Source organism: Amycolatopsis dendrobii, assembly GCF_014145675.1.
GTDB lineage: Bacteria > Actinomycetota > Actinomycetes > Mycobacteriales > Pseudonocardiaceae > Amycolatopsis > Amycolatopsis dendrobii.
This window is the reverse complement of record NZ_JACGZW010000009.1, coordinates 478,373-503,881: the sequence shown is the minus strand read 5'-3', so window position 1 is coordinate 503,881 and position 25,509 is coordinate 478,373. Positions and strand designations below refer to the sequence as shown.

The window sequence follows — 25,509 nt, the reverse complement described above, 5'->3', positions numbered from 1 at the left end:
CCCCCGATACGAAGCCTCCCTGCGGGCGGCGGGTGCTTGTCAAGGCATCTTTCCCGCCTTGACAAGCACCCGCCGCCCGTCAGCACAATCAACCTTCGGGGTGCCCCACGCAACCCAAGATCGGGCCGATGTCGCCACCAGGCGACGAGCCGAGAACTCCGGCACACCCACCCCCACCCACCCCGGTACTGTCCGTTTCATGGGATCCCGGATCGAACACCGCGGCGAGTTCGACGGCTCACTGGCGGACGTCTTCGCCGCAGTGGCCGGAGAGGAAGCACTCCGTGCCCGCCTCGAAGCGCTGGGCGGCGACGACGCCAAACTCCTCGCCTACACCGCCGAAGGCGACTCCGTCCGCTACGAGCTCCAGCACGGCATCAAGGCGGCCAAGCTCCCCCAAGCCGTCCGCGCCCTGCACAAGGGCGACATCATCGTCAATCGCGCCCAGACGTGGAAGCGGTCCGGCGACGAGTACACCGGCCGGTCCGACGTCAGCGTCGGCGGCGTACCCGGTGAGATCGGCGCTTCGACCTACCTCGCCCTGAAGGAAAGCAAGGTCCTCCTCCGCACCACCGGCGAGGTCGTCGTCCGCATCCCTCTCTTCGGCGGCCGGATCGAGGAGTTCGTCTCCGAGCAGGTGGTCAACCTGCTGCGGCACGAGGACGAGTTCACCGCGCAGTGGCTGGCCGAGCGCGCCTGACCCCGGTGGGGGCCCCGACCAGGGGCACCACCAATCCCAACCGGCTGCGCCGGGTCGACCGCTGGCTCGCGAGCGACCCGGCTGTCACGCGGCTGCTGCGGCGCGGCGAAAGTCCTCTTGTCGTCGATCTCGGCTACGGAGCGTCGCCGGTCACGACGGTGGAACTGGCCCGCTGGCTCGCGCGCGTGCGGCCGGACGTCCGGGTGCTCGGGCTCGAACTCGACCCGGAGCGCGTCGCCGCCGCCCTGCCCGCCGCTGATCCGCCCCGGCTGGATTTCCGGCGCGGCGGTTTCGAACTGGCCGGGACGCGGCCGGTCCTGGTGCGCGCGTTCAACGTGCTCCGCCAGTACGCCGAGGACGAGGTCCCTGGCGCGTGGCAGCTGATGCTCGACGCGATGCCGCCGGACGGTCTGCTCGTGGAGGGCACCTGCGACGAGATCGGCAGGCTGGTCACATGGGTCGTGGTCGGGGCCGACGGTCCGCGCACGCTGACCCTGTCGCTGCGCCTCGCCGAACTCGACCGTCCGTCCACAGTGGCCGAACGGCTGCCGAAGATCCTCATCCACCGCAACGTTCCCGGCGAACGCGTGCACGCCCTCATGTCCACTTTGGACGAATGCTGGGCGGCAGCGGCACCGCACCGTTCCTTCGGCGTGCGCGCCCGCTGGACCACCACCGTCGCCATGCTCGCCGACCGCGGCTGGCCGGTCTTCGGCAATCCGGACCGGCGCAGGCTCGGCGAGCTGACCGTGGCCTGGGAGAGCGTCGCGCCGCGCTGAACCCACCTGTTCACCACCCGCACCCCGCTGGGTCATCCCTTGGTGACCTTCAGTGCTGACGATGAGCGGGTGGAACTGCTGGAACACGTCACCGAACTGATCCGGGGCACGCTCGGCTCGCCCTGGCTGTGGGTGCTCGTGTTCGCGATCGCCGGACTGGACGCGCTGCTCCCGTTCATGCCGAGCGAGACGACCGTGGTGACCGTCGCCGTCCTGATCGGACCGGACCTGGGCAGGCTCGCGCTGCTGGTCGTCGTGTCCGCCGCCGGGGCGTGGGCGGGCGACTGTCTCGGCTACGCGGTCGGCCGCGCCGCCGGGCCGCGCGCCGTCGCCTGGCTGCAGCGCGGACCGTCCGGACGGCAACGCTACGAATGGGCCCGCGACCAGGTCCGCAGGCAAGCTCCGCTGCTGATCATCGCCGCGCGTTACCTGCCCGGCGGCCGCGTCGCGAGCGCGCTGGCCAACGGCAGTCTCGGCTACCCGCTGCGCCGGTTCGTGCCGCTCGACGCCGTGGGCGCGGCACTGTGGTCGGTGTACAGCGCGCTGATCGGGCTCGCCGGCGGGGCCGCGTTCGCCGACCGTCCGGTGTACGGCCTGCTGCTGTCGTTCCTGCTCGGGCTGCTGCTGGTCGTGCTCATCGAATTCGGCCGACGGGTACGCGTGCGCAGGCTACGGTCAGTGCATGGACGCGCCACGTCTGCTGGAAGCGATCGACATCCACGCCGACCGGATCAAAGCCGCGACGCTCGCCGCAGGTCCGGCCGCGCCCGTCCGCAACTGTCCGGAATGGACAGTGCAGGACCTGGTGACACACCTGACGACGGTGCTCTCGTACACGGTCGCTGCGATCACCGACCGGAAAGCTGAGCCACCGGCCGCGGTCACCTGGGAAGACTCGCTCGGCTGCTGGGACGGCGAACGGATGGCCGTCCGCGAAGCCCTGCGCCGTCCGGCGGACACCCCGCTGCGCTCGCCGTTCCCGCACGGCGGCCCGGTCACCGTCGGGGATTGGACGCGCCGGCTCGCGCACGAGTTCGCCATCCACCGGCTCGACGCGGAAAGCGCCCTGCCGACGCCGCCGGTCACCCGGTACCGCTCGGAATTCGCCGAGGACGGCATCGACGAGTTCCTCGCCTTCCTGACCCCGCGCCGCGCCCAGCCGAGCGGCCGCGAGGGGATCGTCCAGGTCAGCACCGACACGCGGACGTGGACCGTGCTGCTGCACGCCGACCAGCCGCCGACGCTGGGCGAAGGCATCCCGGACCTCACGCTCGCCGGACCCGCTGACGACGTCTACCGCGCGTTGTGGGGCCGCCCGAACCACGCCGAGAACGTCGGCGACGCCACCCTTCTGGAGCCCCTCGCAGCGCCCTGACCAGCGGGCGGCGAGAATGGACGGGTGTCAGATCCCCAGCGTTACGTGCTCACCTTCGGCTGTCCCGACCGCACCGGCATCATCGCCCGCATCTCGGGCTTCCTCGCCGACCACGGCGGAATGATCGTCGAGGCGGCGTATCACACCGATCCCGACTCGGGCTGGTTCTTCACCCGCCAGGTCGTCCGCGCCGATTCGCTGCCGTTCGACGCGGAGGGATTGCGCGAGCGGTTCGGCGAGGTCGCGAACGAACTGTCGGCGGAGTCGAGCTGGCAGGTGCGCGACACCGGCGAGCGCCCGCGCGCGGTGGTGCTGGTGTCGAAGGCCGGGCACTGCCTCTACGACCTGCTCGGCCGGGTCGCCTCCGGTGAGCTGGACGTCGACATCGCCGCGGTGATCGGCAACCACGATTCGCTCGCGGACATCACGCGCGCGCACGGGATCCCGTTCCACCACGTGCCGTTCCCGGCGGGCGACCCGGACGGCAAAGCAGCCGCGTTCGCCAAGGTCCGCGAACTGGTCGACGCGCACGACCCGCACGCGATCGTGCTCGCGCGGTTCATGCAGGTGCTGCCCGCGGAACTGTGCGCGGCGTGGACCGGGCGCGCGCTGAACATCCACCACAGCTTCCTGCCGTCGTTCATCGGTGCGAAGCCGTATCACCAGGCGCACACACGCGGCGTGAAGCTCGTCGGCGCGACCTGCCACTACGTCACCGCGGACCTGGACGCCGGGCCGATCATCGAACAGGACGTGATCCGGGTCGACCACGGCGATTCGGTGCAGGACCTGGTGCGCAAGGGCCGGGACATCGAGAAGGTGACGCTCGCGCGCGGGCTGCGCTGGCACCTTGAGGGGCGCGTCCTGGTGCACGGCAACCGCACAATGGTGCTCTGACGCGCCCCAATGTGGCATTGGGTGCGTTGAGCGCAACCAATGCCACATTGGGTGCGTCACATGCACCCAATGTGGCATTGGGGCGCGGTCGGCGAGGGGTCAGCCGATCGTCGAGGTGTCGATCACGAAGCGGTACCGCACGTCGCTGTTCTCGACCCGCGCGTACGCCTCGTTCACCTGGTCCGCGCTGATCGTCTCGATCTCCGCGCCGACGCCGTGCTCGGCGCAGAAGTCCAGCATCTCCTGGGTTTCCGCGATGCCGCCGATCATCGAACCGGCCAGCACGCGGTTGCCGCCGAGCAGGGAGAACACGTTGTACTCCAACGGTTCCCCGGGCGCGCCGACGTTCACCATCGCGCCGCCGACGCGCAGCAGGCTGAGGTAAGCGTCCACCGGCAGCTTCGCCGACACGGTGTTGAGGATGACGTCGAACCGGCCGGCGAGCGTCTCGAAGGTCGACTCGTCGCTGGTCGCGTAGTAGTCCTTCGCGCCGAGCCGAAGCCCGTCTTCCTGCTTCTTCAGGCTCTGGCTGAGCACGGTGACTTCCGCGCCCATCGCGACGGCCAGCTTGACCGCCATGTGCCCGAGCCCGCCGAGCCCGACGACGGCGACCTTCTTGCCCGGTCCCGCGCCCCACCGGCGCAGCGGCGAGTACGTGGTGATGCCCGCGCACAGCAGCGGCGCGGCGACGTCGAGGGAAATGCCTTCCGGGATGCGGCAGACGAAGGCGTCCTTCACGACGATCTGCTGGCTGTAGCCGCCGTAGGTGTTCTCGCCGTCGAAACCGACCCCGTTGTACGTCTGCACGTTGCCCTTGACGCAGAACTGCTCGGATCCGGCGCGGCAGTACTCGCACTCGCCGCAGGAATCGACCATGCAGCCGACTCCGACCCGGTCGCCGACCTGGTACTTCGTGACGTCCGAGCCGACCGCGGCGACGACGCCGGCGATCTCGTGGCCCGGCACCATCGGGAAGATCGCGGTTCCCCAGTCCTGGTGGACCTGGTGCAGGTCGCTGTGGCAGATGCCCGCGTAGGCGATGTCGATCAGCACGTCGTCCGGCCGCAGGTCGCGGCGCTCGATCGTCGTCGGGGCGAGCGGTCCGCCCGGCGCCGCGGCGGCGATGGCGGAGGTGGTCGTGGTCATGAAGCCCTCCTGGGTGTCCCGTCCGGTCCGGGACGAATTCGATGTAAGAACCCTCTTACATAGACTAGCGTGGGCCTCGGCTTATTCCTCGGTGCGACGACGATCGGGTGTGACACACGGCATGGCGGCGCAGTACCACCACCGCAATCTGCGCGCCGAGCTCGTGCGCGTCTCGCTCGACCTGATCGCGGAAAACGGGGTCACTGGCTTCTCGGTCGCCGAAGCCGCCCGACGGGCGAAGGTCTCCGCCGCCGCGCCGTACCGGCACTTCCCGGATCGCGCGGCGTTGCTGGCCGCGGTCGGGACGGTCGCGGCGCGCCAGCTTCGCGAACTCGCCGAGGAAGCAGCCGCCGCCGAGACGGACGACGGTGCCGCGCTGGCTGCCGTCGCCGCCGCGCACACCAAGTACCTGATGGAAACCCGGATCGGGCTGCATGTCTTCTTCGCCGCCGAACTCGCCGACGCGCAATACGTCGAGTTGCACGAGGCCCGCCGCGAGCTGATCGACGCGTCGCTGCTGCGTTGCCTCACGATCGCGCCGGACCCGCCGATCGCGCTGGAACTGATGGAGCAACTCCACACCCAGGCCTACGGCTACGGCGATTTCTACCTCAACGGCGTCTACCAATGGCTTGGCTATCCGACGGAGCAGGTCGTCGCCAAGTCCCGGCGGGCGGCGCGGATCGTGATCGAGGCTTATCGCGCGGGGACTCCGGCGATCAGTCCGGCGGAGTGGTGACGTAGCGGGCGGCCAGCCAGGAACCGAAGGCGTGCAAGCGATCGATGAGCACGGACGGTTCCAGGACGTCGAAATCCACGTCCAGGTAAGCCAGCCAGCGCGCGGCCCAGTCGAGATCGTCGGTGCCGAACCGGAGTTCGCACTCGTCGCCGTCCTCGACGACCGTGGCGACGCTCGGGTCAACGAGTTCCCGGACCAGGTCAGCGGACGTGTGCACCTGGACCCGGACGCGATACCGCCAGCCCGTGTCCGTGATCAGATCGGCCACAGTGGACGGTGGTTCCGGCGCGGGCAGCTTGATCCCGAGCGGCTGGACCGCCTCGATCCGGTCCACCGCGAAGGTTTTCCATTCACTGGTTCCACGCGGGCAAGCGACGAGGTACCACTGCCGCCGGACCGTGATGAGCCGATAGGGCTGCACATCAACGGGCTTCGCCGACGGAGCAGCCAAGGCGCGATGCCGGATCCGGACCGCCTCACCAGCCCGGCAAGCCAACGCGAGCGGCACCAGAATGTCGCGTGCTGCTTGCCGGAAGGGCTTGCCCGGCAACGATTCCACCTCCGCGAGCGCGGATAGCCGGGCCTGCCAGCGGGTTGGCACCACCTGGGTCAGCTTGGCCAGCGCCGTCACGGTGGCGGTTTCCAGTCCGTCTACCGCCACCGCCGTCTGCAGGCCGAGGGAAACCGCCGCGACCTCGTCGGCGTCCAGCAGCAGCGGCGGCATCGCGGTGCCGTGCGCGAGCCGATAGCCGCCGACCCGGCCCGGTTCGCCGTCGATGCGGTACCCGAGTTCGCGCAGCTGAGCGATGTCGCGCCGCGTCGTGCGCTCGGTGACGCCGAGCCGGGCCGCGAGGTCGGTGGCCGAGATGCCGGGACGCGCCTGCAGCAACGCCAGCGTCTCCAGGCGACGGCTCGTGGTGGTCATGGTCTCGATTCTCGCGCGAAACTAGGACAGTATCCGACCGGGTATCTGGTCATACTCGTTTCATGACTCAGCTGCTCCGCCCTGAAGGGCTCGTCCAGTCCCCCGCCTTCGCCCAGGTCGCCGTGGTCCCGCCGGGCGCGACGACGCTCTACGTCGGCGGCCAGAACGCGGTCGACGCGAACGGCGCGCTCGTCGGCGGATCCGACGTCGCCGCGCAGGTCGAGCGGGTGATGGCCAACCTGAAGACGGCGCTGGCCGCAGGCGGCGCGACCGTCCAGGATGTGGTGATGCTGAACATCCTGCTGGTCGCGGACGTCGAGCTCGCCAAGGCTTATCCGGCCGCCGCCGCGGCGCTGGCGGGAGCGACGCCGCCGGTGACCGTCCAGCGCGTGGCCGGGCTGGCCGTGCCGGGCGCGCTCGTCGAGGTCAGCGCGATCGCGGCGGTGGCCAAGTGAGCGTCGGAAAGACCAAGGACGCGGGCTGGCAGATCGGCGTCTCGAAAACGGTCGGCCGCTCCGCCGAGGACGTCTGGGATTTCATCACCTCCGCGGCGGGCGTGGCGATCTGGCTCGGCGAGGGTGTCACCGTCCAACCCGAACCCGGCGTCGGATACGAGACCGCCGACGGAATCCGCGGCGAGACGCGCAGTTTCCGCGAAATGGACCGGATCCGGCTCACCTGGCAGCCGGCCGGCTGGGCGCACGAAACGACCCTGCAACTCGCCGTGCGCGCCAGCGGCCCGGACAAAACAATGCTGCGCATTCACCAGGAACGGCTGGCCGATGCCGCCGAACGGGAGCAGCAGCGCCGCCATTGGCAGGGAGTTCTCGCCGAATTGATCACCGCGCTTGCCTAGCCCGCGGCTGACGGAGGACCCTGGTACGCAAGCGGTTCACCGGCAGGAGGCGCGATGCTGTGCGTGTTCGACGTCAACGAGACACTGCTCGACCTGACTGCGCTCGACCCGCTGTTCACCAAATTCACCGGAGATCCGCAAGCGCGGCAGGAATGGTTCACGCTCGCGATCCACACCGTGCTCACGGTGACCGCGGCAGGCCAGTACCGCGATTTCGCGCAGATCGCCGGGGAAGCCGCGGCCGCCGTGTGCGCACGGCACGGTCATGAACTGACCGACGCCGAACTGGTGAAGGTCGGCGACGGCCTGCGTGCCCTGCCCGCGCACGCCGACGTCGCACCCGGCCTGGACCGTTTGCGCCAGGCCGGGCACCAGGTAGTCGCGCTCACGAACTCGCCGCTCGCGACCGCCGAAGCACAGCTGCAGAACGCTGGCCTGGCAACGAAATTCGACCGGATCTTCTCCGCGCAGCAAGTCAGCAGGCTCAAGCCCGCACCGGAGCCGTACCTCCAGGTGCTGCGCGCCTTCGGCGTCGAGCCCGGCCAGGCGGTGATGGTCGCCGCGCACGGCTGGGACATCGCCGGGGCCCAAGCAGCAGGACTCCGGACCGCGCTGCTCGCGCGCCCCGGAGTCCATCCGCTGCCCGGCCTGCCCGCCGCGACCTACACCGCGGCGACCATGCCCGAACTGGCTGACGCGATCGTCAGGAGCTGAGGCTCACCAGCATCTTTCCGGTGTTCGCCCCGCTGAGCAGACCGAGGAAGGCATCCGGTGCGTTGCGGATACCGTCCACAAAGGTCTCGGAGTACTTGATCTCGCCGGACGCGACGAGCGGCGCGACCTCGGCCACGAACTCCTGCATCAGGTGCCAGTGGTCGAGCACGAGCAGGCCGCGCATGGTGATCCGCTTCGCGATGAGCTGCACCAGATTGCGCGGAGCAGGGGTCGGCTCGGTGGCGTTGTACTGCGAGATCATCCCGCAGATGGCGATCCGGCCGTGCAGGTTCATCGACGCGATCGCGGCTTCCAGGTGCTCGCCGCCGACGTTGTCGAAGTAGACGTCGATGCCCTCGGGCGCGGCCGCGGCGAGTTGCTCGGCGACCGGTCCGTCCTTGTAGTTGAAGGCGGCGTCGAAGCCGAGCTCCTCGGTGAGGTAGCGGACCTTCTCCGCCGAACCCGCGCTGCCGATCACCCGCTTGGCGCCCTTGAGCCGGGCCAGCTGCCCGACGAGCGAGCCGACCGCACCGGCCGCGCCGGAGACGAAAACCGTGTCGCCCGGCTTGAATTCCGCGCTCACCAGCAGTCCGGCGTACGCGGTCAGGCCCGGCATCCCGAGCACGCCGAGGTAGGTCGAGAGCGGCGCGACGGAATCGTCCACTTTGACCGCTCGCTTGGCGTCGAGCACCGCGTGCGTACGCCAGCCCGCCTGGTGCAGCACGTGGTCACCGACCGCGAACTCGTCCACAGTGGACTCGATGACCTCGCCGACCGCGCCGCCCTGCATGGCCTCGCCGACCACGAACGGCGGCGAGTAGGACTTCACGTCGTTCATCCGGCCGCGCATCGCCGGGTCGACGCTCATCACCAGGTTGCGCACCAGGATCTGCCCGGGACCTGGCTTCGGCACCTCGGTCTCGACGATGTCGAAATTGTCCATGGTCGGGACGCCGTGCGGACGGGCCGCGAGCCGGATCTCGGTCGCCTTGGCGGGCGTTGCGGGTGCGTTCACCGTCGAACTCCGTTTCGTTCAAGCTGGACTGAAGCGGGGCGCGCGCCCCGTCTACCCGGCCAACGGAGAAACCGGGGCGCGCATTCCGATTGTCCCCGGAGCTGTGGCAAGCGCTACACGATCTCCGCGAGCTTGCCGAGCACGCCGTCGTAGATCCTCTTCAACCCGCCGGGCGCGAAGGTCTTCTCGAAGAAGCCGCCGATGCCGCCCGCGCCGTCCCAGCTGGTCTCGATGCGGACGAGCGAACGCTCGCCGGAGGCGGTGACGGTCCAGGTGGTGACCATGCTGGAGTTCGCGTCGGTCTCGACGAAGGTGCCCGGCGACGGCTCGGTCACCGTGGCCGCGACGTCGCGCACGCGCTTGGACGTGGCCTGCAGCTTCCAGCTGGCCTTCGTGCCGGCGCCGACGCCGCCCTCGCTGACCTCGTAGTCGCGGTAGTGCTCGGTGAGCAGCTTCGGCCGGGTCTCGGCGTAGTCCGCGACCAGCTCACGCACGCGTTCCACCGGCGCGTCGATCGTGCGCTCCGCGGTGGCCGTGACCTTGCCCATGTCGTTTCCTCCTCAGGGGTTCGCCGAGGTCACCTTCGCACATGGGGTTGTGAGTGGCGATGCCGGTTCTAACCGGCATCGCCACTCACGACACTCAGCTGAGGCCCTGCTGCTTCAGCCAGTCCTTGGCCACGTCGGCGGCGGGCTCGCCGTCCGCGTCGACCCGCTTGTTCAGCTCGCGCATGCCGTCCGTGGTGAGCTTCGCGCTGACCGCGTTGACGACGGCCGCGAAGTCCGCGCCGCGCTCGTCGAGCACCTTCTTGTTCACCGCGGGCACCACGTTCTCGGTGGGCACGATGGTGAGGTCGTCCTTGAGCGCGACGTACTGCGAGTCGCCGACCAGCGGGCTGACCGAGTCGACTGGGATCACCGTGACCGCGCCGGAGTTGAGCTGCTGCACGCGCGGCCCGGCCTCCTGCACTGTCTGGAAGGTGGCGTTCGTCAGCTTGTAGACATCCTTGAAGCCCTTAAAGCACGGCAGCCGCTTCTCGCACTCCGGCGGACCGGCCATGACGACCTTGTCGAGCTTCTTCAGGTCGCTGATCGAGGAGATGCCCTTCGACTTCGCGAGGTCGGCCTTCACGATGTAGGTGTTCTTGTCCTCGGCGGCCGCGTAGTTCAGCAGCCCGACGCCCTCAGGCGCGAAAAGCTTCTCCAGCTGTTCGTGCTCGGCCTTGGCGTCCTTGGTCGCTTCCTTGCCGAAGCCGGTCGTGATCGCCGCGCCCTGGTACTCCGGCAGGAACTGCAGTTCTCCGGATTTGAGCGACGGGTAGACCAGCTCCCGCGAGCCGAGGTTCAGCTTCCGGGTGACCGGATAGCCCTTGGCCTCCAGCGCGCCCGCGTAGATCTCGGCAAGGATCTGGCTGTCGGTGAAGTTGAACGAGGCGACGACGATCGGAGCGCCGCCCTTGCTCGGCGCGGCCGGCTGGTCGCTTCCCCCACCGCACGCGGTCAAGCCGAGCGCGGCCGTCGCCACCAGCGCGGCCACTCGGATGTTCCGGGTCCAGCGCACGTGTCCCCACACTCCTCAGTTCACTCGTTAGTGGGAATGGACCCTAACCGCGACCCCCGACAGAAACCACTGGTTAGGAATCCTCGCCACGGAATCTCACGAGCCGGAATATTGTCGCTCGATCGGGGTAAGGTCGCGCCGTGCACGCGTCCGTGACCCCGCTGCTGGCCGACAGCAGCCGTCCCCTCTTCGAATGGCGGTGGGTCGAACGCAACGCCGACGCGATTCTGCAGCGGCTCGGCGAGCACATCGCCCTCACCGCGACCGCGCTCGGCGTCGGCCTCGTGCTTTCGCTCGCGCTCGCCACGCTGTGCCTGCGCTACCGCTGGTTCTATCCGTTCGTGATCGGCACGGCGGGCGCCCTCTACGTGATCCCGAGCCTGGGCGCGTTCGCGCTGCTGGTTCCGCTGCTCGGGTTCTCCTTCGCCACCTCGGTCATCCCGCTGGCGACGTACACGCTGCTGATCCTGATCCGCAACATCGTGACCGGCGTGCAGCAGGTGCCGACCGAGGTGCGTGAAGCGGCGATCGGGATGGGCTTCACACCGCGGCGGCTGCTGTGGCAGGTCGAACTGCCGCTCGCGCTGCCGGTGGTGATCGCCGGGCTGCGCGTGGCCGCGGTGACGACGATCGGCCTGGTCACCGTCACGTCGCTGCTCGGCATGGGCGGGCTCGGCTACTTCATCCGGGCAGGCATTCAGACGACGATCCCGAATCCGAGCCCGATCATCGTCGGCGTCGTGCTGTCGATCGCGCTGGCGGTGCTCGTCGATTTGCTGCTGTGGCTGAGCGAACGCGCGCTGGCCCCGTGGTCGCGGAGGGCGCTTCGATGAGTTTTTTCGAGCAGCTGAGCCACTGGCTCGCCGACCCGAACCGCTGGAGCTGGACCGATCCGGCCGGGATTCCGTTCCGGACCGTGCAGCATCTGTGGTTTTCCGCGCTGGCGCTGGTGCTCTCGATCCTCCTGACCGTCCCGCTCGCGCTGTGGCTCGGGCATTACCGGCGCGGCCAGTTCCTGGCGAGCAGCGCGGTGAACATCGGCCGCGCGATCCCGAGTTTCGGGCTGATCATCCTGTTCTGGTTCCTGGCCAGCAGGTGGGGCGCGAACACAGACTTCTGGCCGCTGCTGCTCGCGCTCGTCGCACTGGCGCTGCCGCCGCTGTTCACCAACACCTACGCGGGCGTGGTGCAGGTGGAACAGGACGTCGTCGACGCGGCGCGCGGCACCGGGTATCGCGAATGGCAGATCATGCTGCGCGTGGAACTGCCGCTGTCGTCGCCGGTGATCGTGGCCGCCGCGCGAGTGGCGTTCCTGCAACTGATCGCGACGGTCGCGATCGGCGCGATCGTCAACGACGGCGGCGGTCTCGGCCGCTACATCGTGGACGGTTTCGCCCTCGGCGAGCAGGGCCACGGCGAAATCTTCGGCGGCGGTCTGGCGGTGGTGATCCTGGCACTGGTGTGCGAGGGGCTGTTCGCGCTGCTGACGAAGCTGGCTACGCCTCGCGGGTTGGCGCTTCAACAGGCACGTCGGGACTCGTGAGTGTTCATGCCGGTTCTAACCGGCATGAACTCTCACGACACACCGCGGCCAGCCGGTCGATCTCCGGCCCCAGCGACCGGTCGACCACCACCGGCTCAACTCTCTCCGCGAGCCAGGCGTATGCGTCGGCCAGCCTCGGCGCGCCTTCTGCTTTGCGCAGATACCGAGCCTGCCGCCCAGCGATCAGCTCGCACGCGGTGATCGCGAAGAAGCGTTCGATGACTGTCTCCAGCTCGGCTCCGGCCTTGCTGGCAAACGCTTGCACATCCTCCTGACCAGCGGAAGTATCCAGCGACCCGAGCGTCGCCGGTGCGGCCAGCCGTCGCATCGCGTGCAGCTCGCCGGCCGCGCGTTTGTGCAACGGCGTAAGCCCGGCCTGCGGCCCCGGATCCACCGCAAGCTGCGGCGGCAAACCGCTGAACTGCGGGTCGAGGAGGCGGTGAAGGCGTTGTACCGACACCTCTGCCGCGTGGACGAGGGCGGCCTTGACCGCGTCCATCCTCAGCCCGAGCGCGGCGGCGTGATAGCCGGTTGCCGGGACGAACTCGCCGTTTACGAAGGCCGGTGAGTCCGCGGGAGTTTCCCAGGACTCTCGCAAGGTTTCCCGTAGCTCCTCGACAGTCCGGCCGACGTATTCGAGTACTTTCGGCCCGACTCGCACCGAGATCGGTGCCTGCACGACTCCCTTTTTCGCGGCGGCCCCTTCGATGAGCTTCTCGACGCGGGTGCCGCGGTAGATCGCTTGTGGCGCGCCAAGAACGTCCACGGTGATCGCCGCGCAGACCGTCTGCCATTCGAGCAGCCGACGCAGTCTCTCGCCGCACACCCACGCGTACGCCTCGGCCAGCGGCGAACCTTGAATCAGGCTCGCCCCTTCCTTCGGCCCGAGCACGAACGGACGCACCCCGCGCCGGTCCAGCGCTTCCGCCGCCGGGACTTCGGCGCCGTCCTCGATGACCGTGCCGAGTCCGACGAAGGTCTGGAACGCGTGCGCCAGCGGGATGATCTCGCCCGCGCTGCCGAGACTGTCGCGCGGGACGGCGGGGAGGAACCCGTCGTTGAGCCGGTCCGCGAGGAAGGTGACCAGCTCGGGACTGACCGCCGCGTCGCCCCGGAGAAACCCGCGCAGCCGCATGCGCAGCAACGCCCGAGTCAACTCCGGCGACAACCACGGCTTCCCCCCGACGGCCCGGCCGACCAGCAGATTGCGCTGGTGATCGGCCTGCTGCCCGGCGGTGAGCCGCGTTCCGGCGAGCCGTCCCATGCCGGTGTTGACGCCGTAGACCGGGCGGTCCTCGTCCAGCGCGGCCAGCATTGCTTCACGCTGCCGCCTAAGCGCTTCGAGGGCAGCCGGGCTGACTTCGACTGGTTCGTCCACTATGGACAGTTCAGCGCGCGAGCCCGTCGATGACCTCGGCGTTCGGCAGCCCCGCGAGCGCCGCACCGGAGATCAGGAGCTTGCTGCCGCGGATCCCGCTGCCGATCACCAGCTCCGGCGCGTCCGCGACGGCCTGGTCGATGAGGATCGGCCAGTCCGCGGGCAGCCCGACGGGCGTGATGCCGCCGTACTCCATGCCGGTGAGCGAAACGGCCTCGTCCATCGGAGCGAACGACGCCTTGCGCACATCGAGACGGCGCTTGATGACGCCGTTGACGTCGGCGCGGGTGGTCGCGAGCACGAGGGCCGCGGCGAACCGGACCTCGCCGGCCCGCTTGCCGGCGACCACAACGCAGTTCGCGGAGGCGGTCAACGGCGAGCCGTACGCCTCGCAGAACGCGGCGGTGTCGGCGAGCTCCGGATCGATCTCGGTGACGCCGAGCTCGTCCGGCGCGGGCATCGCGGCAAGCGCCTTGGCGACGGGTTCGGCAAGCAGGTCAGTACGGGTCGGCGCGGGAACGACGGTGAGGCTTCCGGCGATAGTCCAGGTGGTCACGGGCCCGAATGTAATCCGCCCGCCGCTCCGGTCACCAGTTGCGGTGGCCCCGCTGAACCTCGATGAGCTTCGGCCGCACGTCGACGATGTAGACGAGCGCCGCCGCCATCGCGGGAACCCAGAAGATGAACCCGACGCCGTTCCCCTGAAGCGGGAACAGCACCAGCGCGATCGTGGCCCCGCCGGTGATCAGCATCCAGATCGGCTTGGTCTTGCGATCGGCCGCCGAGTACGCGTCGGCTCGCTGGAGCAGCGCGTGAACGAAGGCGAAGAGCCCGACCAAGGCGCTGCCCCAGTGGATGACCCAGAGGATCCAATCGGCAACCAGCACGCAGCCAGCTTACGGCAAACCGCCCACGCCGCCCGCTCCCCCGAAACCCGGCACGGCGCTGTGACTGCTGGTCAGGCTCGGGTTGGCCAGGTTTGGCCGCAGTGAGCCGCAGGGAGCGAGCTTGGGGTGACAACGGTCACTCCGGCTCGGCTGTCTCGGCTTAGGCCGGACCCAGGCTGCTGCCGTGAGCCTAGGTCGGACCCAGCTCGTCGCCCGTGAATCTCGGTCCGGCCCAGCTCGCCGCTGGGAGCCTAGGTCGAGCCTAACGAAGCTCGCCCGAGTTAGGTTCGACCCAACATCGACTTCGCCGCGACACCCGCCGCCGCACACGACGGCCGGACCAACCGGCTCTCCGAACCGCTCACGGGAGCGGCGGCACCGTCCCCTGACTCAGCGGCACGCCGCCCAGTCCGCTATGCAGCAGCCCGGCACCACCGCCCCCGACACGGCAGACACCGCCCCGCCGAAACGCCCCAATCACAGCCGCACCCCGCACTCCCCCGGCACCGCCCGCCATGCAGCACGGCGGCACGACCCCCAACACAGCGAGACCGCCGCCAACCCCATGACCCGGCAGCACCCCGAAACATCCCCAACACAGCACACGGCGGCCGGGCCCATTTCTCGGCCCGGCCGCCGTGCGACCCCTCGATCTTCAATTCTCGCCCTCGGCGACCCGGCGCAAACCGTTCCGCCCCAACGGTTCCAGGTGCCTAAGCACCCGAACCGCAGTCACTGCGACAGCGACTCCGCCGTCACTTCTCCGTCTTCGGCGCGGCCGGCTTCTTCGCGTTCGCCGTCGTGCTGGTCGTCGTGCGACGGGCCGGGGTGGCGGTCTTCGGCGCGGTGCGGTTCGCGGCCTTGCGGGCCACCGAACGGGTCTCGTGCGCGACGTTCTCGCCGATTTCCTCAACCGCGTCCGCGGTCTCGCCTGCCACCTCGGTCACCTTGCGGGCGGCCTTCTCACCAGCGGAACGGGTGCGCTTGGTGACCTTCGCCAGCACGCCGTCGACGCGCTCGCGGGTCTCCTCGGTCAGGCCGTCGACGCGCTCCTGCGCGGCGGTCAGCGCGTCGTCCAGCTGCTCAAGGGCCTTCTTGACCTGCGGCTGCGCGGCGATCTTGTCCCACGCCTGCTCGCCGGACTCGGCCAGCTTGTTGTACAGCTTCAGCGCGGCCTCGGTGTACTCGTCGATGGCCTTGCGCAGTTCGGCCGGGTCGAGCTTCTCGCGGAGGCTCTCGACGTCGGTCGGCAGCTCCTCGAGGCCCTTGCGGGCGGCCTCAGTGTTCTTGGTGACGTTGGCGCGGGCCTTGGCGACCGCGTCGGTCACGGCCTGGCTGGCCAGGTTGCCCGCGCCGAGCGCGGCGAGCAGCGGGGTGCGGACCTGGTCGAGCGCAGTGTTGACAGCCTTGCGGACGTCCTCGGTCTTGGGCGTGGTCATGCCGACTCCTCAGTGGTCTCTTGGGTGGTCTTCGGTGCGGTGGTGCTCGCGGCGGCGTTTTCGCGCCGGAAGGACTCGTAGACGTCGAGCAGGACCTGCTTCTGCCGTTCGGTCAGCTCGGCGTCGGCGCGGATCGCGTCGCCGACCGGGCCGCCGGTCGGCAGGTCGAGAATCCCGGCCTGCACGTACAACGCTTCGGCCGAGATCCGCAGCCCTTTGGCGATCTGCTGGAGGATCTCCGCGCTGGGTTTGCGGACCCCGCGCTCGATCTGGCTCAGGTACGGATTGGACACTCCGGCGAGTTTCGACAGCTGGCGCAGCGAAATCTTCGCGGAACTGCGCTGCTGGCGGATGTACTCGCCGATGTCGGAGGCGATGTCCGCGACCTTGTCCATGGGGCGCTGTGCTCCGCCGGGTTCTGTCATCCGGTCACCTCCTCGCGACCTACTCGACAGTACGCTCGCGTGCTAGCTATTGCAAGCACCCTGCTTGCAACCATCGGGTGTGGTTCCGCTCACCCCGTTACCCTGGGCTTATGCGGGCACAACGGTTGCGTCGACGCCTGGTCCGGCACCTCGTCGAAGAGGACGTGCTGCACGACGAGGCCTGGATCGACGCCTTCGCGACCGTCCCCCGGCACGCGTTCCTGCCGCGCTTTTTCGTGCCATCGGGCAACGGCTGGGCGGCGGTCGACCGCGGCGATCCGGACTGGCTGGACCGCGTCTATTCACGCGACGTCCTGGTCACCCAGCTCGACGACGACCCGTCGCTCTGGGACCGCGCCCGCGCCCGCGGTCCGGTCCCCGGAGTGCCGACCAGTTCGTCCAGCATGCCCGCGATCATGGCGATCATGCTGGAAGAACTCCTGGTCCGCGACGGTGATCGAGTACTGGAGATCGGCACCGGAACCGGCTACAACGCGGGTTTGCTGTGCCACCGCTGCGGTTCCGGCCAAGTGTCCACAGTGGATATCGATCCGGCCATCGCGGCCGCCGCGCAGGAACGCCTCGCCTCCTGCGGCTACGCCCCCGCGTGCGCTACCGGCGACGGCGCACTCGGCTTCCCGGCCGGAGTGCTCTTCGACCGGGTCCTGTGCACCGCATCGGTCTCCCGCATTCCCCTTGCCTGGCTTGATCAAACACTCCCTGGCGGGCACATCGTCACCACCCTCAACCGCCCGCTCGGCGGCGGGCTCGTCCGCCTCACCGCAGGCGAAGGCGCGACCGCCGAGGGCCAGGTCCTGGCCCGCGACGGCCGCTTCATGCCCCTGCGCGCGCATCGCCTGCCACCACTCGCCGACGTGCCGCCCGCTACTGATGCGCAATGGCGGTCAACGGAACTGTCGATGACAGATGTGCTTAAACCACAACGACATTTCGAGTTCTTCGCGTCGCTGGAGCTACCGGAGGTGCGCCCCGTGCACGTCGACCCGAGCGGCGCCTTCGCACTGTCCCATCAGGACGGTTCCTGGGCCCGCACCCGTCGCACGGAATCCGGTTTCGAGGTAGCGCAAGGAGGTCCGCGCGCGTTATGGGATATCGCCGAGGACGCGCACCGTCGCTGGGAATCGCTCGGACGTCCCAGCCGGTCGCGCTTCGGTCTCACGGTCACCAGCGACGAACAGACCTTCTGGTTGGACGAGCCACAATCCGAGAATCGCTGGCCGTGCGGCTGATCAACCCGCCAGCTCGCGAAGCAGCCCTCCAGATCACGTTCGCCTGCCCGCGTTTGCGCGCCCCGCGCCAATCCACCGCGAATCAGCGCTTCCGCGGCGGGACGCGTGAACTGTCCCGCCCAAGCGTCGTGTTCCCGCTGAAATCCCGTGGCCAGATCATCCGGAACGACAGCTTGTTTCACCGCGGCGATCACTCCTACCGGCAACGCGGCGATGTTGCGCGCCAGCCGATCGACCACTTCTTCGAGTTCGTCAGCAGATCGTGCGGCGAGTGCTGCCGACGTCTCCTGCCGGAGTCGAGTACTCCCTTACCCCGCTTGGCGAATCCCAGCGGCATTACGACGAACGGCTCCGCGCGGAAGAATCGTGAAGGTTCGCTGGGTCGAACCCAGCTCACACACCGATTCCTGGGTCCGACCCAATTCTGGCCCGAACCCACTTCTCTACCGCGGTCACGACATCGTCGAGCGGAGCCTCCGTCGTGTCGATGCACTCGACCTGCCCACGTATCCACAGGTTGAACTCGAGCATCTCCTCGATCCGCGGCTCGTCCCATTCCCGCCACGCCGGCCGGGCGCGCAATCGCCGCCGGAGGGTCTCGTTGTCCGCGACCAGCGCCAGGTAGTGCACCCCCGAGAAGAAAACGCGCTCTGGCAACGGTTCCAGCTCCTGCGGCGCGACCGTCCCGCACAGCACGACCGGCCGTCCGTTCTGGTGCAACATCGCCGCCATCCGCAGCCAAGCCCCGCGGAACGCCGGATTCCCCGGGACGTCGTCGCGCAACGCGCCGGTCCACAGCACGTCCTGCTCCAGCACAACGGCCTCTCCTGCCAACCGCTGCGCCAGCTTCGGCCCGACCGTCGATTTGCCGCCCGCGCTCGGCCCGGTCAACGCGAACAACGGCAGCCGCCGAAACGGCCACCGGTGTCCGCACTCCGCGCACCACAAGAGGTTCCCGTCGGCCTGTGGACAACTCGCACGGTCGCCACAGGCCGGACAAATCCGCAGGTCGAGCGCTACCGGATCGGTGGACAACTCAGTCGAAGAGGTTCTCGAGGAAGCTGCGCTTGCGGCGTCCGCCGTACGGCCGCGGCGAATCCCCGTAGCCATCGCGGTACGGCCGCGGCGAGTCCGCGTGCCCGCCTCGGTACGGGCGCGGCGAATCCGAATGCCCTCCCCGATACGGCCGGGGCGAATCCGAGTACCCGCCTTGGTAAGGGCGCGGCGAATCTGGCCGGCCGTACGGCGGTGGCTGCTGCCGGTAGAAAGCGCTCTCCGCACCGGCGATCTGCTCCAGCTCGCCGCGGTCGAGGAAGATTCCGCGGCAGCCGTCGCACTGCTCGATGTGGACGCCGTTCTTGTCGACCGTGCGCATCATGTTCTGACACTTCGGACAAATCACCCCGCCGACCCTACGCGGATTCGGCGCGCCGTGTCAGCAGGCGCAGAGGCAGAACGGGTGGCCGGCCGGATCGGCGTACACGCGGAAGGTCTCCGGCGAATCGTCGAGCAACTTCGCGCCCAGCCCGAGAATGCGCTGGTGAGCGGCCTCGAGATCGGGGACGTCAAGGTCGAGATGCGCCTGCTGCGGCGTGTCCTGCGACGGCCATTCGGGCGCGCGGTAACCCGCCACCCGCTGGAATTCGAGCCGGACGCCGCCGCGCGGGTCGACGAGCGTGGCCCAGTGGTTGTCCGGAGCGATCTCGGGTTCGTCCCACTCAAGAAGGGAGCGATAGAAGCCGGCGAGTGCCCCTGGGTCCGGACAGTCGAACGCAACGCCGCCGAAAGTCGGAATCGCACCCATGTTTTGCCCATCCTCTCCTCGTCGCATAACCAGTAAAGCGATTATGTCGGTTAGGGAGCCAGGTCGCAACCGATATCGCCCGTACACTGGGCAGGTGCACACCGACGCTTCCCTGGTGGTCGCCTTTCTCAACACCGTCGACATCGAACGGGGCGACGACCTGCTGGACGATCCGGAGCTCTGGCGGCAGTGGGCCGCGGACCACGACGTGTCACCGAACGATCCCGCCGAAGCCCGCGTCGTAAGGAACAGCCTGCGCGCCGCCGTCGGCGATCCGCGGCTGCCCGCGACCACGCTGGACGTCCCGCTCCGCTTCGCCCTCACCGAATCCGGCCCGACGTTGCTCGCCCCGGACGCCGTCGCCGCGACCCTCGCCGCGGCCACCCGCCTCGCCATCCGGGGCGACTGGGTCCGCTTGAAGATCTGCCCCGCCGACGACTGCCTGTGGGCCTTTTTCGACGAATCCCGCAACCGCTCCCGCACCTGGTGCTCGATGCGCGTCTGCGGAAACCGCGAAAAGGCCCGCTCCTGGCGCGCCCGCACGGCGGCTGTGCACAACTGACCCCCTGTGGACAACTTGTCCACACACACCACATGTGCACGTGCAGATGCCCCGGATCCCCACAAGTTGTGGACAGCGATTAGGCCATCACCGTGAATTCCTGTGGATAACCCCGGGGATAACTCAGCTTCCTGTGGACAACTGGTTTGAGCACCCCGCGGCTGTGGTATAGGACGGCGCGCATACGGCCGACCACCCGCCGCAGCCGGTCGATGCCGGGGAAACCACGGTCGGCGCGGCGGCAGAGGCGCCGGGATACCAGCGCGTTCGAGCCGCGTCCTGCGGTAGTCGCGGTCAAGGTTCGGCGGTGGTCACGGGCCAGCAACCGGGCCCGGCCCTACTGGAGAATTCCGCTTAACCACAGCGAAATCCCGACTCGGCTGCCAGTCCGGGTCCGGTGGCCATTCCGAACCGCGCCGACCGGACCAGCACAGCCGGCCCCGGCGACCACGCCATTCCGAACCGCGCCAACTGGGCCAGTTCAGCCAGCCGCGCCATCCCGAGTCGCACCGGCTGGACCAGCTCAGCCAATGGCCGAGCGACAACAAGCCGCCCGGAACCTCACCGGCCGGGCCAACGCTGCCAACCGGCAACTACTTAATCCCGAGCCCCGACGGCCAGCGCACCCAAGCACGAGTGGCATGCGCCATCCCGAACCGGCGCCGGTCGGGCCAGCTCAACCAACCACCAACGGCAACCACCGGCCGCAATCAGGCGAATCCCCGCCCCGGACGACCTTCGCAACCCCGGCCGCCCTCACACACCCGGCCCCGCGACAGGCCAAACCCCTCAGAACAGCAACTGCGCCACCGCGTAAATCACCAGCCCAGCCAGCGCACCCACCACGGTCCCGTTGATCCGGATGAACTGCAGATCCCGCCCGACCTGCAGTTCGATCTTCCGCGACGTCTCCTCGGCGTCCCATCGCTCCACCGTGTCCGTGATGATCGTGGTGATCTCGCGGGAGTAGTGGGTCACCAGGTAGACCGCCGCGCCCTCGACCCAGCCGTCTACCTTCGAGGTCATCGACGGGTCGTCCACCAGGCGTTTGCCAAGCGATTCCAGTCCGCCGCGGACGCGTTGGCGCAGTTCGCTCGACGGGTCCTCCGCGGCGTTCAGCAGCATCTCCTTGGCCGTCGCCCACGCGCTGCCGATCAGCTTCTGCACTTCGCCGTGGTTCACGATCTGGCCCTTGACCTGCTCGGCCCGCTCCATGGTCTTCGGATCGGTCTGCAGGTCTTGCGCGAACTCGCCGAGGAACTTGTCCAGCGCCAGGCGCATCGGGTGGTTGACGTCGGTCTTGACCGCCCACGCGAACGTCAGGACCTCGCCGTACACCTTGTCCGCCAGCATTTCGTCGACGAACTTCGGCGACCAGCTCGGCGCGCGGTCCGAGACCACGCGCAGCATCGTCTGGTGGTTGTCCCGGACCCACTCGTAAGCCCGGTCGCACATCAGATCCACCAGCTTGTGGTGCGCGCCGTCCTCGAAAACGCCCGCCAGGATCTTGCCGAGCGGCGGGCCCCACGGCTTGTCGATCACGCGCTTGACCACGGCCTGCTCCATGATCGCCTGCACGTCCTCGTCGCGAAGCACCGTGACCGCGCCGCGTACGACGGTCGCCAGCTCCGACGTCACGCGCTCCGCGTTGTCGCGCTGCGAGAGCCAGGCGCCGAGCCTGCTCGCGACCTCGACGCGGCGGAGCTTGTCGCGGATGACGTCCGGCGACAGGAAGTTCGACCCGACGAACTCGCCGAGGCTGTTGCCGAGCGCGTCCTTCTTGTTCGGGATGATCGCGGTGTGCGGGATCCGCAGCCCGAGCGGATGCCGGAACAGCGCCGTCACCGCGAACCAGTCCGCGAGCGCGCCGACCATGCCCGCCTCGGCCGCGGCGCGCACGTAGCCGACCCAGCCCGCCCAGCCCGCCGACTCCGCCCAACTCGTCAGCAGGAACACGATCGTCGCGCCGAGCAGGAAGGACAGCGCGACCAGCTTCATCTTGCGCAGGCCGCGCCGTTTCGCCTCTTCGCCGGCGGTGCCGCCGGGCGGATCCGAGGGCGTGACCTTGGCAGGGGTGAGTTGCTCCACCCCGCCATTGTCCGTGAGGATGCGTTCTCGTGCGTGAACCAGCTCTCGTCCCCCGCCTCCGCCCGTTCACCTCGACGGTCTTCGCGGAGATGACCGCGCTCGCCGTCCGGCACGACGCGGTCAACCTCGGCCAGGGCTTCCCGGACACCGACGGGCCCGCCGGAATGCTCGAAACGGCGAAGAATTCGCTGTTCGGCGGCGACAACCAGTACCCGCCGGGACCGGGCCGTCCGGAGCTGCGCGCCGCGATCGGCAGGCACCGCCAGCGGTATGGAGCCAGCTACGACCCGGACACGGAGATCCTGGTCACCGCGGGTGCGACCGAGGCCATCGCGGCGTCGCTGATCGCGCTGACCGAGGCTGGCGACGAGGTGATCGTGGTCGAGCCGTACTACGACTCCTACGCCGCCGCGGTCGCGATGGCGGGCGCGCGGCGACGCGTCATCGGGCTGGTCGAAACCGGGAACGGACAGCTCGAACTCGACCTCGACGCCCTCCGCGACGCGATCAACCCGAAAACCCGCGCGGTGCTGCTGAATTCGCCGCACAACCCCACGGGCACGGTGTTTTCGCGCGGGCAACTGGAGGAAGTCGCGCGGCTGTGCGTCGAGCACGACCTCATCGCGGTCACCGACGAGGTCTACGAACACCTCGTCTTCGACGGTGCCGAGCACCTGCCGCTCGCGTCGTTCCCCGGGATGCGCGAGCGGACCGTCGCGATTTCGAGCGCGGGCAAAACCTTCAACTGCACCGGCTGGAAGATCGGCTGGATCTGCTCGACGCCGGAGCTGGTGGCCGCGGTGAAGGCGGCGAAGCAGTTCATCACGTTCGTCTCCGGCGGACCGCTGCAGCCGGCCGTCGCGTACGCGCTCGACAACGAGCTTGAGTGGGTCGAAAACCTGCGCGTGAGCCTGCAAGAGAAGCGAGATCGGCTTTCCGCCGGTCTCGCCGATGCGGGATTCGCAGTTCGGCCGAGCGCGGGGACGTACTTCGTGACGGCTGACGTTCGTCCGCTCGGTTTCGAGGACGCCGCCGAGCTCGCTTGGACGTTGCCGGAACGCGCCGGAGTCGCCGCGGTACCCGTCAAGGTGTTCACGGATCACCCGGACGAGTGGAAACATTTGCTGAGGTTCGCGTTCTGCAAGCGCAACGAGGTGATCGACGAAGCTGTCGAACGCCTGCGGAAACTCGTCTGACGACTGCCGTCCGATCCCGGTTTGTCCCTGCGGGAATGGAGATACCGAGAGTGTCGCGGTGGCCGAAACATCGGGTCAACGCCCGAATTCGCGCCGCGGACGGGCCGCCCGGATGGCCGCATCTGCCCCGGTTGAAGCGACGCAGGGTGATCGACTAGGGCGGATCGGACACCAGAGCCGGTGCGGACGTTCCGCCTTACGGGGTGGATCGAGCGCGGGAGAGATGAAACACTCGCGTCCGGTGCTAGAAAGAGGGCAGCCCCGGGGGACCTGCGACCTGGCCGGAAGACAGCCCCAGCAAGATCAGTCTCGTGCGGTGGCACGAGCTTCAGGCGCGGACGGTGGTGGTGGCGTGACCGGCATGGCGAATCCGCGCGGCCTCGCACATCCCGTGACGTCCGGCTCCAGTCCACTCGGGACCGCGGGTTCCGCGCTACTCGGAATGGCCGACCGCGCCGCGAACCGCGCCGAGCGGAACTCCTCTTTCGCGCGCGCGGGCGCGCGCCGGCGGCCGCGCGCCTGGGCGGCTCCAATCGCCCGGCCGGCCGCCCGGATCGCCGTCGCGGGCGGGCTCACCCTGGCCGGATGGCTGCTCGGGGCCGCGTTGTCGCAGGCGAACGCGGCGACGGACGACCACGCCGACCGCCCCGCCGCTTCGGCGCACGACACCGACCCGGAGCACCGATACGCCGGAACGGCCACGTCCGGCACCCTCACCTGGGCCATGCCCGGAGCGGCGACCAGCGCGAAGCGCGCCGCGCTCCACCGGTTCCAGGTCTCCGCCGACGACTACCGGCCGGACGTGAGCTTCCGTCCGGCCACGGTGCCCGGAAACGACCCGGGCCACCACACCAGCATCGCGGTGACGCGGCCCGCGACCAAGATCACCAAGCCCGCCAAGGCAAAAGTCCCGGGCAAAGCGAAGCACCACGCACCGGCGAGCGACCCCGCGCCCGCAGCGACCACGCAGCCTGGCCTGGTCGGCAGCACGGGCGGCGAGCCCGGTCAAAGTTCGCCCAGCAGCACCAATCCCGAATCCCAGCCCGGCCTGCTCAGCGGCACGAGCAACGCACCCAGCCAAGGCTCGCCCAACAGCAATCCCGAACGCGAGCCTGGACTGCTCAGCAGCGTCGGCAACGCGCCCAGCCAGGATTCGCCCAACAGCACCAATCCCGAGCCCCAGTCCGGTTTGCTCAGCAGCATCAGCAGCGCGCCCAGCCAGGATTCGTCCGACAGCACCACTCCCAGCAGCGAGCCTCGCCAAGGTCTCCTCGGCGGTCTTCTCGGCGGTTCCGGCCGCGATTCCGGCCCGGGCCTCCTGGGCGGGCTCCTCGGCAGCCCCGAATCCGGCCAGCCAGGGCTCCTCGACGGCATCCTCGGAACCGTTGACGACACCGTCGGCACGACCCTGCACACCACAGTCACCTCGGTCGACACGGTGATCGACACCGCGCCGGTCCGGGTCGTCGAGCCGCCGGTCCACCCGGTCGAACCCGCACCGGTCGCCAGCGGCTCGGTCAGCGCATCCGTCCCGGCGACCAAGCTGGCGAAAGAGCCTGAAGCGCCGGTTGTCGTGAAGGTCAGCAAGCAGGCGCCCGTCGCACACGCCGCCGCGCCCGCCCGCGTCCTCACCGCGCAGCCCGCCGCCAAGCAGGAGACCCTGCCCGCGTCGCCGGTCGAGGAACGCAGCCAGGCCGGAGGCGGCAGCAGCGGCGGCGGCGAAGGCCTTCCCGCGGCTCCGGCCGCTCCTGCCGCGCCCGCGTCGACTGTCTCACCGGGACACGACGGGCACGGCGGTCTGCGCCAGCTGTTCGCGCTGTCCGGCGACGGCGACACCGTCACTCAGCTCAAGCTCATCGGCGTCAGCCGCGACCACGAGGTCGACGGCGCCGGCAGGGACGCCGCCCTGCCGACCACCTCCCCGGACTGACCGCTCGACCGGTTACCCGGGGAGAGCTCCGTCCACTCAAGATCAACTTCTTGATCGCGCGCGCCCGTTCGCTGCGCCGGGCTCACCCCTTCGCACTAGTGCCACTTCGATCCAGGGGCTGAACCATGACCGCACTTCCCGACCGGCCGACCGCGCCCGGCCGGATCGGGTCCTGGTCCCGGCGCCGCGCTGCCCCCGCGGCGCCGGGACCCACCACGGGCGTGCTCCGGAGGCTTTCGCTCACCGCGCCGAGCGAAAGCCTGCGCCAACCGAAGCTCGCCTGAACCGAGGGCGCTTCCCG

General features: G+C 69.3%; 28 protein-coding genes and 1 pseudogene. 15 read left to right on the top strand and 14 right to left on the bottom strand.

Annotation, left to right across the window (positions count from 1 at the left end):
• Positions 1-199 precede the first annotated feature (199 nt).
• The 5 genes and pseudogenes from H4281_RS28220 (at position 200) to purU (ending at position 3,751) form a co-directional block, all read left to right on the top strand.
• Positions 200-700 carry a DUF2505 domain-containing protein gene (locus tag H4281_RS28220; RefSeq protein ID WP_182893915.1) on the top strand — a complete coding sequence of 167 codons (501 nt, stop codon included), beginning with the start codon at positions 200-202 and terminating at the stop codon, positions 698-700.
• Positions 679-1,479 carry a class I SAM-dependent methyltransferase gene (locus tag H4281_RS28215; protein WP_182893914.1) on the top strand — a complete coding sequence of 267 codons (801 nt, stop codon included), beginning with the start codon at positions 679-681 and terminating at the stop codon, positions 1,477-1,479. Before H4281_RS28220 ends, H4281_RS28215 begins: the two co-directional genes overlap by 22 nt.
• 69 nt (positions 1,480-1,548) lie before the next feature.
• Positions 1,549-2,346 (top strand): DedA family protein, encoded by a 798-nt coding sequence (locus H4281_RS28210; RefSeq protein WP_312872187.1) that lies wholly within the window; start codon positions 1,549-1,551, stop codon positions 2,344-2,346.
• Positions 2,243-2,854 (top strand): annotated as a pseudogene (locus tag H4281_RS28205) (maleylpyruvate isomerase family mycothiol-dependent enzyme); the annotation flags it as partial. The gene H4281_RS28210 and the pseudogene H4281_RS28205, both read left to right, overlap by 104 nt.
• 45 nt (positions 2,855-2,899) lie before the next feature.
• Positions 2,900-3,751, top strand: a complete 852-nt coding sequence (gene purU, locus H4281_RS28200; protein WP_182893946.1) for a formyltetrahydrofolate deformylase — start codon at positions 2,900-2,902, stop codon at positions 3,749-3,751.
• A gap of 99 nt (positions 3,752-3,850) precedes the next feature.
• On the opposite strand, the gene H4281_RS28195 is transcribed toward purU, so the two are convergent.
• Entirely contained in the window at positions 3,851-4,897 is a 1,047-nt protein-coding gene (locus H4281_RS28195; RefSeq protein ID WP_182893912.1) for an NAD(P)-dependent alcohol dehydrogenase, read from the bottom strand.
• Between the two features lie 121 nt (positions 4,898-5,018).
• On the opposite strand from H4281_RS28195, the gene H4281_RS28190 reads away from it, so the two are divergent.
• Positions 5,019-5,636, top strand: coding sequence for a TetR/AcrR family transcriptional regulator (locus H4281_RS28190; RefSeq protein ID WP_182893945.1), 618 nt, complete (start codon positions 5,019-5,021; stop codon positions 5,634-5,636).
• On the opposite strand, the gene H4281_RS28185 is transcribed toward H4281_RS28190, so the two are convergent.
• On the bottom strand, positions 5,617-6,561 hold the full coding sequence (locus tag H4281_RS28185) for a helix-turn-helix transcriptional regulator (RefSeq protein WP_182893911.1): 945 nt from the start codon (positions 6,559-6,561) through the stop codon (positions 5,617-5,619). The genes H4281_RS28190 and H4281_RS28185 overlap by 20 nt on opposite strands.
• Before the next feature lie 62 nt (positions 6,562-6,623).
• Here H4281_RS28185 and H4281_RS28180 point away from each other — a divergent pair, with 62 nt between their 5' ends.
• From H4281_RS28180 to H4281_RS28170, 3 genes are read left to right on the top strand one after another with little or no spacing between them, the layout of a single operon-like run.
• On the top strand, positions 6,624-7,016 hold the full coding sequence (locus tag H4281_RS28180) for a RidA family protein (RefSeq protein ID WP_182893910.1): 393 nt from the start codon (positions 6,624-6,626) through the stop codon (positions 7,014-7,016).
• On the top strand, positions 7,013-7,417 hold the full coding sequence (locus tag H4281_RS28175; protein WP_182893909.1) for an SRPBCC domain-containing protein: 405 nt from the start codon (positions 7,013-7,015) through the stop codon (positions 7,415-7,417). The genes H4281_RS28180 and H4281_RS28175 overlap by 4 nt, the downstream gene beginning before the upstream one ends.
• 54 nt (positions 7,418-7,471) lie before the next feature.
• A complete protein-coding gene (locus tag H4281_RS28170; protein WP_182893908.1) occupies positions 7,472-8,131 on the top strand; it encodes a haloacid dehalogenase type II in 660 nt (219 codons plus the stop codon).
• On the opposite strand, the gene H4281_RS28165 is transcribed toward H4281_RS28170, so the two are convergent.
• The 3 genes from H4281_RS28165 to H4281_RS28155 form a co-directional block, all read right to left on the bottom strand.
• Positions 8,121-9,146 (bottom strand): NADP-dependent oxidoreductase, encoded by a 1,026-nt coding sequence (locus H4281_RS28165; RefSeq protein ID WP_182893907.1) that lies wholly within the window; start codon positions 9,144-9,146, stop codon positions 8,121-8,123. The genes H4281_RS28170 and H4281_RS28165 overlap by 11 nt on opposite strands.
• Positions 9,147-9,259: 113 nt before the next feature.
• Positions 9,260-9,694, bottom strand: coding sequence for an SRPBCC family protein (locus tag H4281_RS28160; RefSeq protein ID WP_182893906.1), 435 nt, complete (start codon positions 9,692-9,694; stop codon positions 9,260-9,262).
• A gap of 94 nt (positions 9,695-9,788) precedes the next feature.
• Positions 9,789-10,706: an ABC transporter substrate-binding protein gene (locus H4281_RS28155; protein WP_182893905.1), complete on the bottom strand. Its 918-nt coding sequence runs from the start codon at positions 10,704-10,706 to the stop codon at positions 9,789-9,791.
• A 140-nt stretch (positions 10,707-10,846) separates the two neighbouring features.
• Here H4281_RS28155 and H4281_RS28150 point away from each other — a divergent pair, with 140 nt between their 5' ends.
• Both H4281_RS28150 and H4281_RS28145 read left to right on the top strand, forming a co-directional pair.
• Complete coding sequence (locus H4281_RS28150) at positions 10,847-11,539, top strand: ABC transporter permease (protein ID WP_182893904.1); 693 nt, start codon at positions 10,847-10,849, stop codon at positions 11,537-11,539.
• The gene (locus tag H4281_RS28145; RefSeq protein ID WP_182893903.1) at positions 11,536-12,249 is read left to right on the top strand and encodes an ABC transporter permease; all 714 of its coding nucleotides are present in this window, start codon (positions 11,536-11,538) and stop codon (positions 12,247-12,249) included. The genes H4281_RS28150 and H4281_RS28145 overlap by 4 nt, the downstream gene beginning before the upstream one ends.
• A gap of 4 nt (positions 12,250-12,253) precedes the next feature.
• Here the strand turns inward: H4281_RS28145 and H4281_RS28140 are convergent, their stop codons facing one another.
• The 5 genes from H4281_RS28140 to H4281_RS28120 form a co-directional block, all read right to left on the bottom strand.
• On the bottom strand, positions 12,254-13,564 hold the full coding sequence (locus H4281_RS28140) for an aromatic amino acid lyase (RefSeq protein WP_246412389.1): 1,311 nt from the start codon (positions 13,562-13,564) through the stop codon (positions 12,254-12,256).
• Between the two features lie 73 nt (positions 13,565-13,637).
• Positions 13,638-14,183: a YbaK/EbsC family protein gene (locus H4281_RS28135; RefSeq protein ID WP_182893901.1), complete on the bottom strand. Its 546-nt coding sequence runs from the start codon at positions 14,181-14,183 to the stop codon at positions 13,638-13,640.
• Between the two features lie 31 nt (positions 14,184-14,214).
• Positions 14,215-14,514, bottom strand: a complete 300-nt coding sequence (locus tag H4281_RS28130) for a DUF2516 family protein (RefSeq protein ID WP_182893900.1) — start codon at positions 14,512-14,514, stop codon at positions 14,215-14,217.
• A gap of 755 nt (positions 14,515-15,269) precedes the next feature.
• A complete protein-coding gene (locus tag H4281_RS28125) occupies positions 15,270-15,953 on the bottom strand; it encodes a hypothetical protein (protein ID WP_182893899.1) in 684 nt (227 codons plus the stop codon).
• Entirely contained in the window at positions 15,950-16,348 is a 399-nt protein-coding gene (locus tag H4281_RS28120) for a helix-turn-helix domain-containing protein (RefSeq protein WP_043836265.1), read from the bottom strand. The genes H4281_RS28125 and H4281_RS28120 overlap by 4 nt, the downstream gene beginning before the upstream one ends.
• A gap of 140 nt (positions 16,349-16,488) precedes the next feature.
• On the opposite strand from H4281_RS28120, the gene tgmC reads away from it, so the two are divergent.
• Entirely contained in the window at positions 16,489-17,628 is a 1,140-nt protein-coding gene (gene tgmC / locus H4281_RS28115; protein ID WP_182893898.1) for an ATP-grasp peptide maturase system methyltransferase, read from the top strand.
• 393 nt (positions 17,629-18,021) lie between these two features.
• Here tgmC and H4281_RS28105 read toward each other — a convergent pair whose 3' ends face one another.
• The 3 genes from H4281_RS28105 to H4281_RS28095 are packed head-to-tail and all read right to left on the bottom strand — an operon-like array spanning position 18,022 to position 19,432.
• Positions 18,022-18,663 (bottom strand): AAA family ATPase, encoded by a 642-nt coding sequence (locus tag H4281_RS28105; protein WP_182893897.1) that lies wholly within the window; start codon positions 18,661-18,663, stop codon positions 18,022-18,024.
• Position 18,664: 1 nt separating this feature from the next.
• Positions 18,665-19,030, bottom strand: a complete 366-nt coding sequence (locus H4281_RS28100; RefSeq protein ID WP_182893896.1) for a TFIIB-type zinc ribbon-containing protein — start codon at positions 19,028-19,030, stop codon at positions 18,665-18,667.
• A 33-nt stretch (positions 19,031-19,063) separates the two neighbouring features.
• Entirely contained in the window at positions 19,064-19,432 is a 369-nt protein-coding gene (locus tag H4281_RS28095; RefSeq protein WP_182893895.1) for a VOC family protein, read from the bottom strand.
• Positions 19,433-19,526: 94 nt separating this feature from the next.
• On the opposite strand from H4281_RS28095, the gene H4281_RS28090 reads away from it, so the two are divergent.
• Positions 19,527-19,994, top strand: coding sequence for a CGNR zinc finger domain-containing protein (locus H4281_RS28090; protein ID WP_182893894.1), 468 nt, complete (start codon positions 19,527-19,529; stop codon positions 19,992-19,994).
• A gap of 789 nt (positions 19,995-20,783) precedes the next feature.
• On the opposite strand, the gene H4281_RS28085 is transcribed toward H4281_RS28090, so the two are convergent.
• Complete coding sequence (locus H4281_RS28085) at positions 20,784-22,082, bottom strand: DUF445 domain-containing protein (protein WP_182893893.1); 1,299 nt, start codon at positions 22,080-22,082, stop codon at positions 20,784-20,786.
• Between the two features lie 29 nt (positions 22,083-22,111).
• Here H4281_RS28085 and H4281_RS28080 point away from each other — a divergent pair, with 29 nt between their 5' ends.
• Positions 22,112-23,278 carry a pyridoxal phosphate-dependent aminotransferase gene (locus H4281_RS28080; protein WP_182893892.1) on the top strand — a complete coding sequence of 389 codons (1,167 nt, stop codon included), beginning with the start codon at positions 22,112-22,114 and terminating at the stop codon, positions 23,276-23,278.
• Positions 23,279-23,594: 316 nt separating this feature from the next.
• Entirely contained in the window at positions 23,595-25,208 is a 1,614-nt protein-coding gene (locus H4281_RS28075) for a hypothetical protein (RefSeq protein WP_182893891.1), read from the top strand.
• Positions 25,209-25,509: the final 301 nt, after the last annotated feature.

Bases quoted from the DNA above. Each gene is read 5' to 3' on its own strand.
- H4281_RS28220 (WP_182893915.1), top strand. From the start codon at position 200: ATGGGATCCCGGATCGAACACCGCGGCGAGTTCGACGGCTCACTGGCG.
- H4281_RS28195 (WP_182893912.1), bottom strand. From the start codon at position 4,897: ATGACCACGACCACCTCCGCCATCGCCGCCGCGGCGCCGGGCGGACCG.
- H4281_RS28190 (WP_182893945.1), top strand. From the start codon at position 5,019: ATGGCGGCGCAGTACCACCACCGCAATCTGCGCGCCGAGCTCGTGCGC.
- H4281_RS28185 (WP_182893911.1), bottom strand. From the start codon at position 6,561: ATGACCACCACGAGCCGTCGCCTGGAGACGCTGGCGTTGCTGCAGGCG.
- H4281_RS28180 (WP_182893910.1), top strand. From the start codon at position 6,624: ATGACTCAGCTGCTCCGCCCTGAAGGGCTCGTCCAGTCCCCCGCCTTC.
- H4281_RS28170 (WP_182893908.1), top strand. From the start codon at position 7,472: ATGCTGTGCGTGTTCGACGTCAACGAGACACTGCTCGACCTGACTGCG.
- H4281_RS28160 (WP_182893906.1), bottom strand. From the start codon at position 9,694: ATGGGCAAGGTCACGGCCACCGCGGAGCGCACGATCGACGCGCCGGTG.
- H4281_RS28145 (WP_182893903.1), top strand. From the start codon at position 11,536: ATGAGTTTTTTCGAGCAGCTGAGCCACTGGCTCGCCGACCCGAACCGC.
- H4281_RS28140 (WP_246412389.1), bottom strand. From the start codon at position 13,564: ATGCTGGCCGCGCTGGACGAGGACCGCCCGGTCTACGGCGTCAACACC.
- H4281_RS28125 (WP_182893899.1), bottom strand. From the start codon at position 15,953: ATGACCACGCCCAAGACCGAGGACGTCCGCAAGGCTGTCAACACTGCG.
- H4281_RS28120 (WP_043836265.1), bottom strand. From the start codon at position 16,348: ATGGACAAGGTCGCGGACATCGCCTCCGACATCGGCGAGTACATCCGC.
- tgmC (WP_182893898.1), top strand. From the start codon at position 16,489: ATGCGGGCACAACGGTTGCGTCGACGCCTGGTCCGGCACCTCGTCGAA.
- H4281_RS28095 (WP_182893895.1), bottom strand. From the start codon at position 19,432: ATGGGTGCGATTCCGACTTTCGGCGGCGTTGCGTTCGACTGTCCGGAC.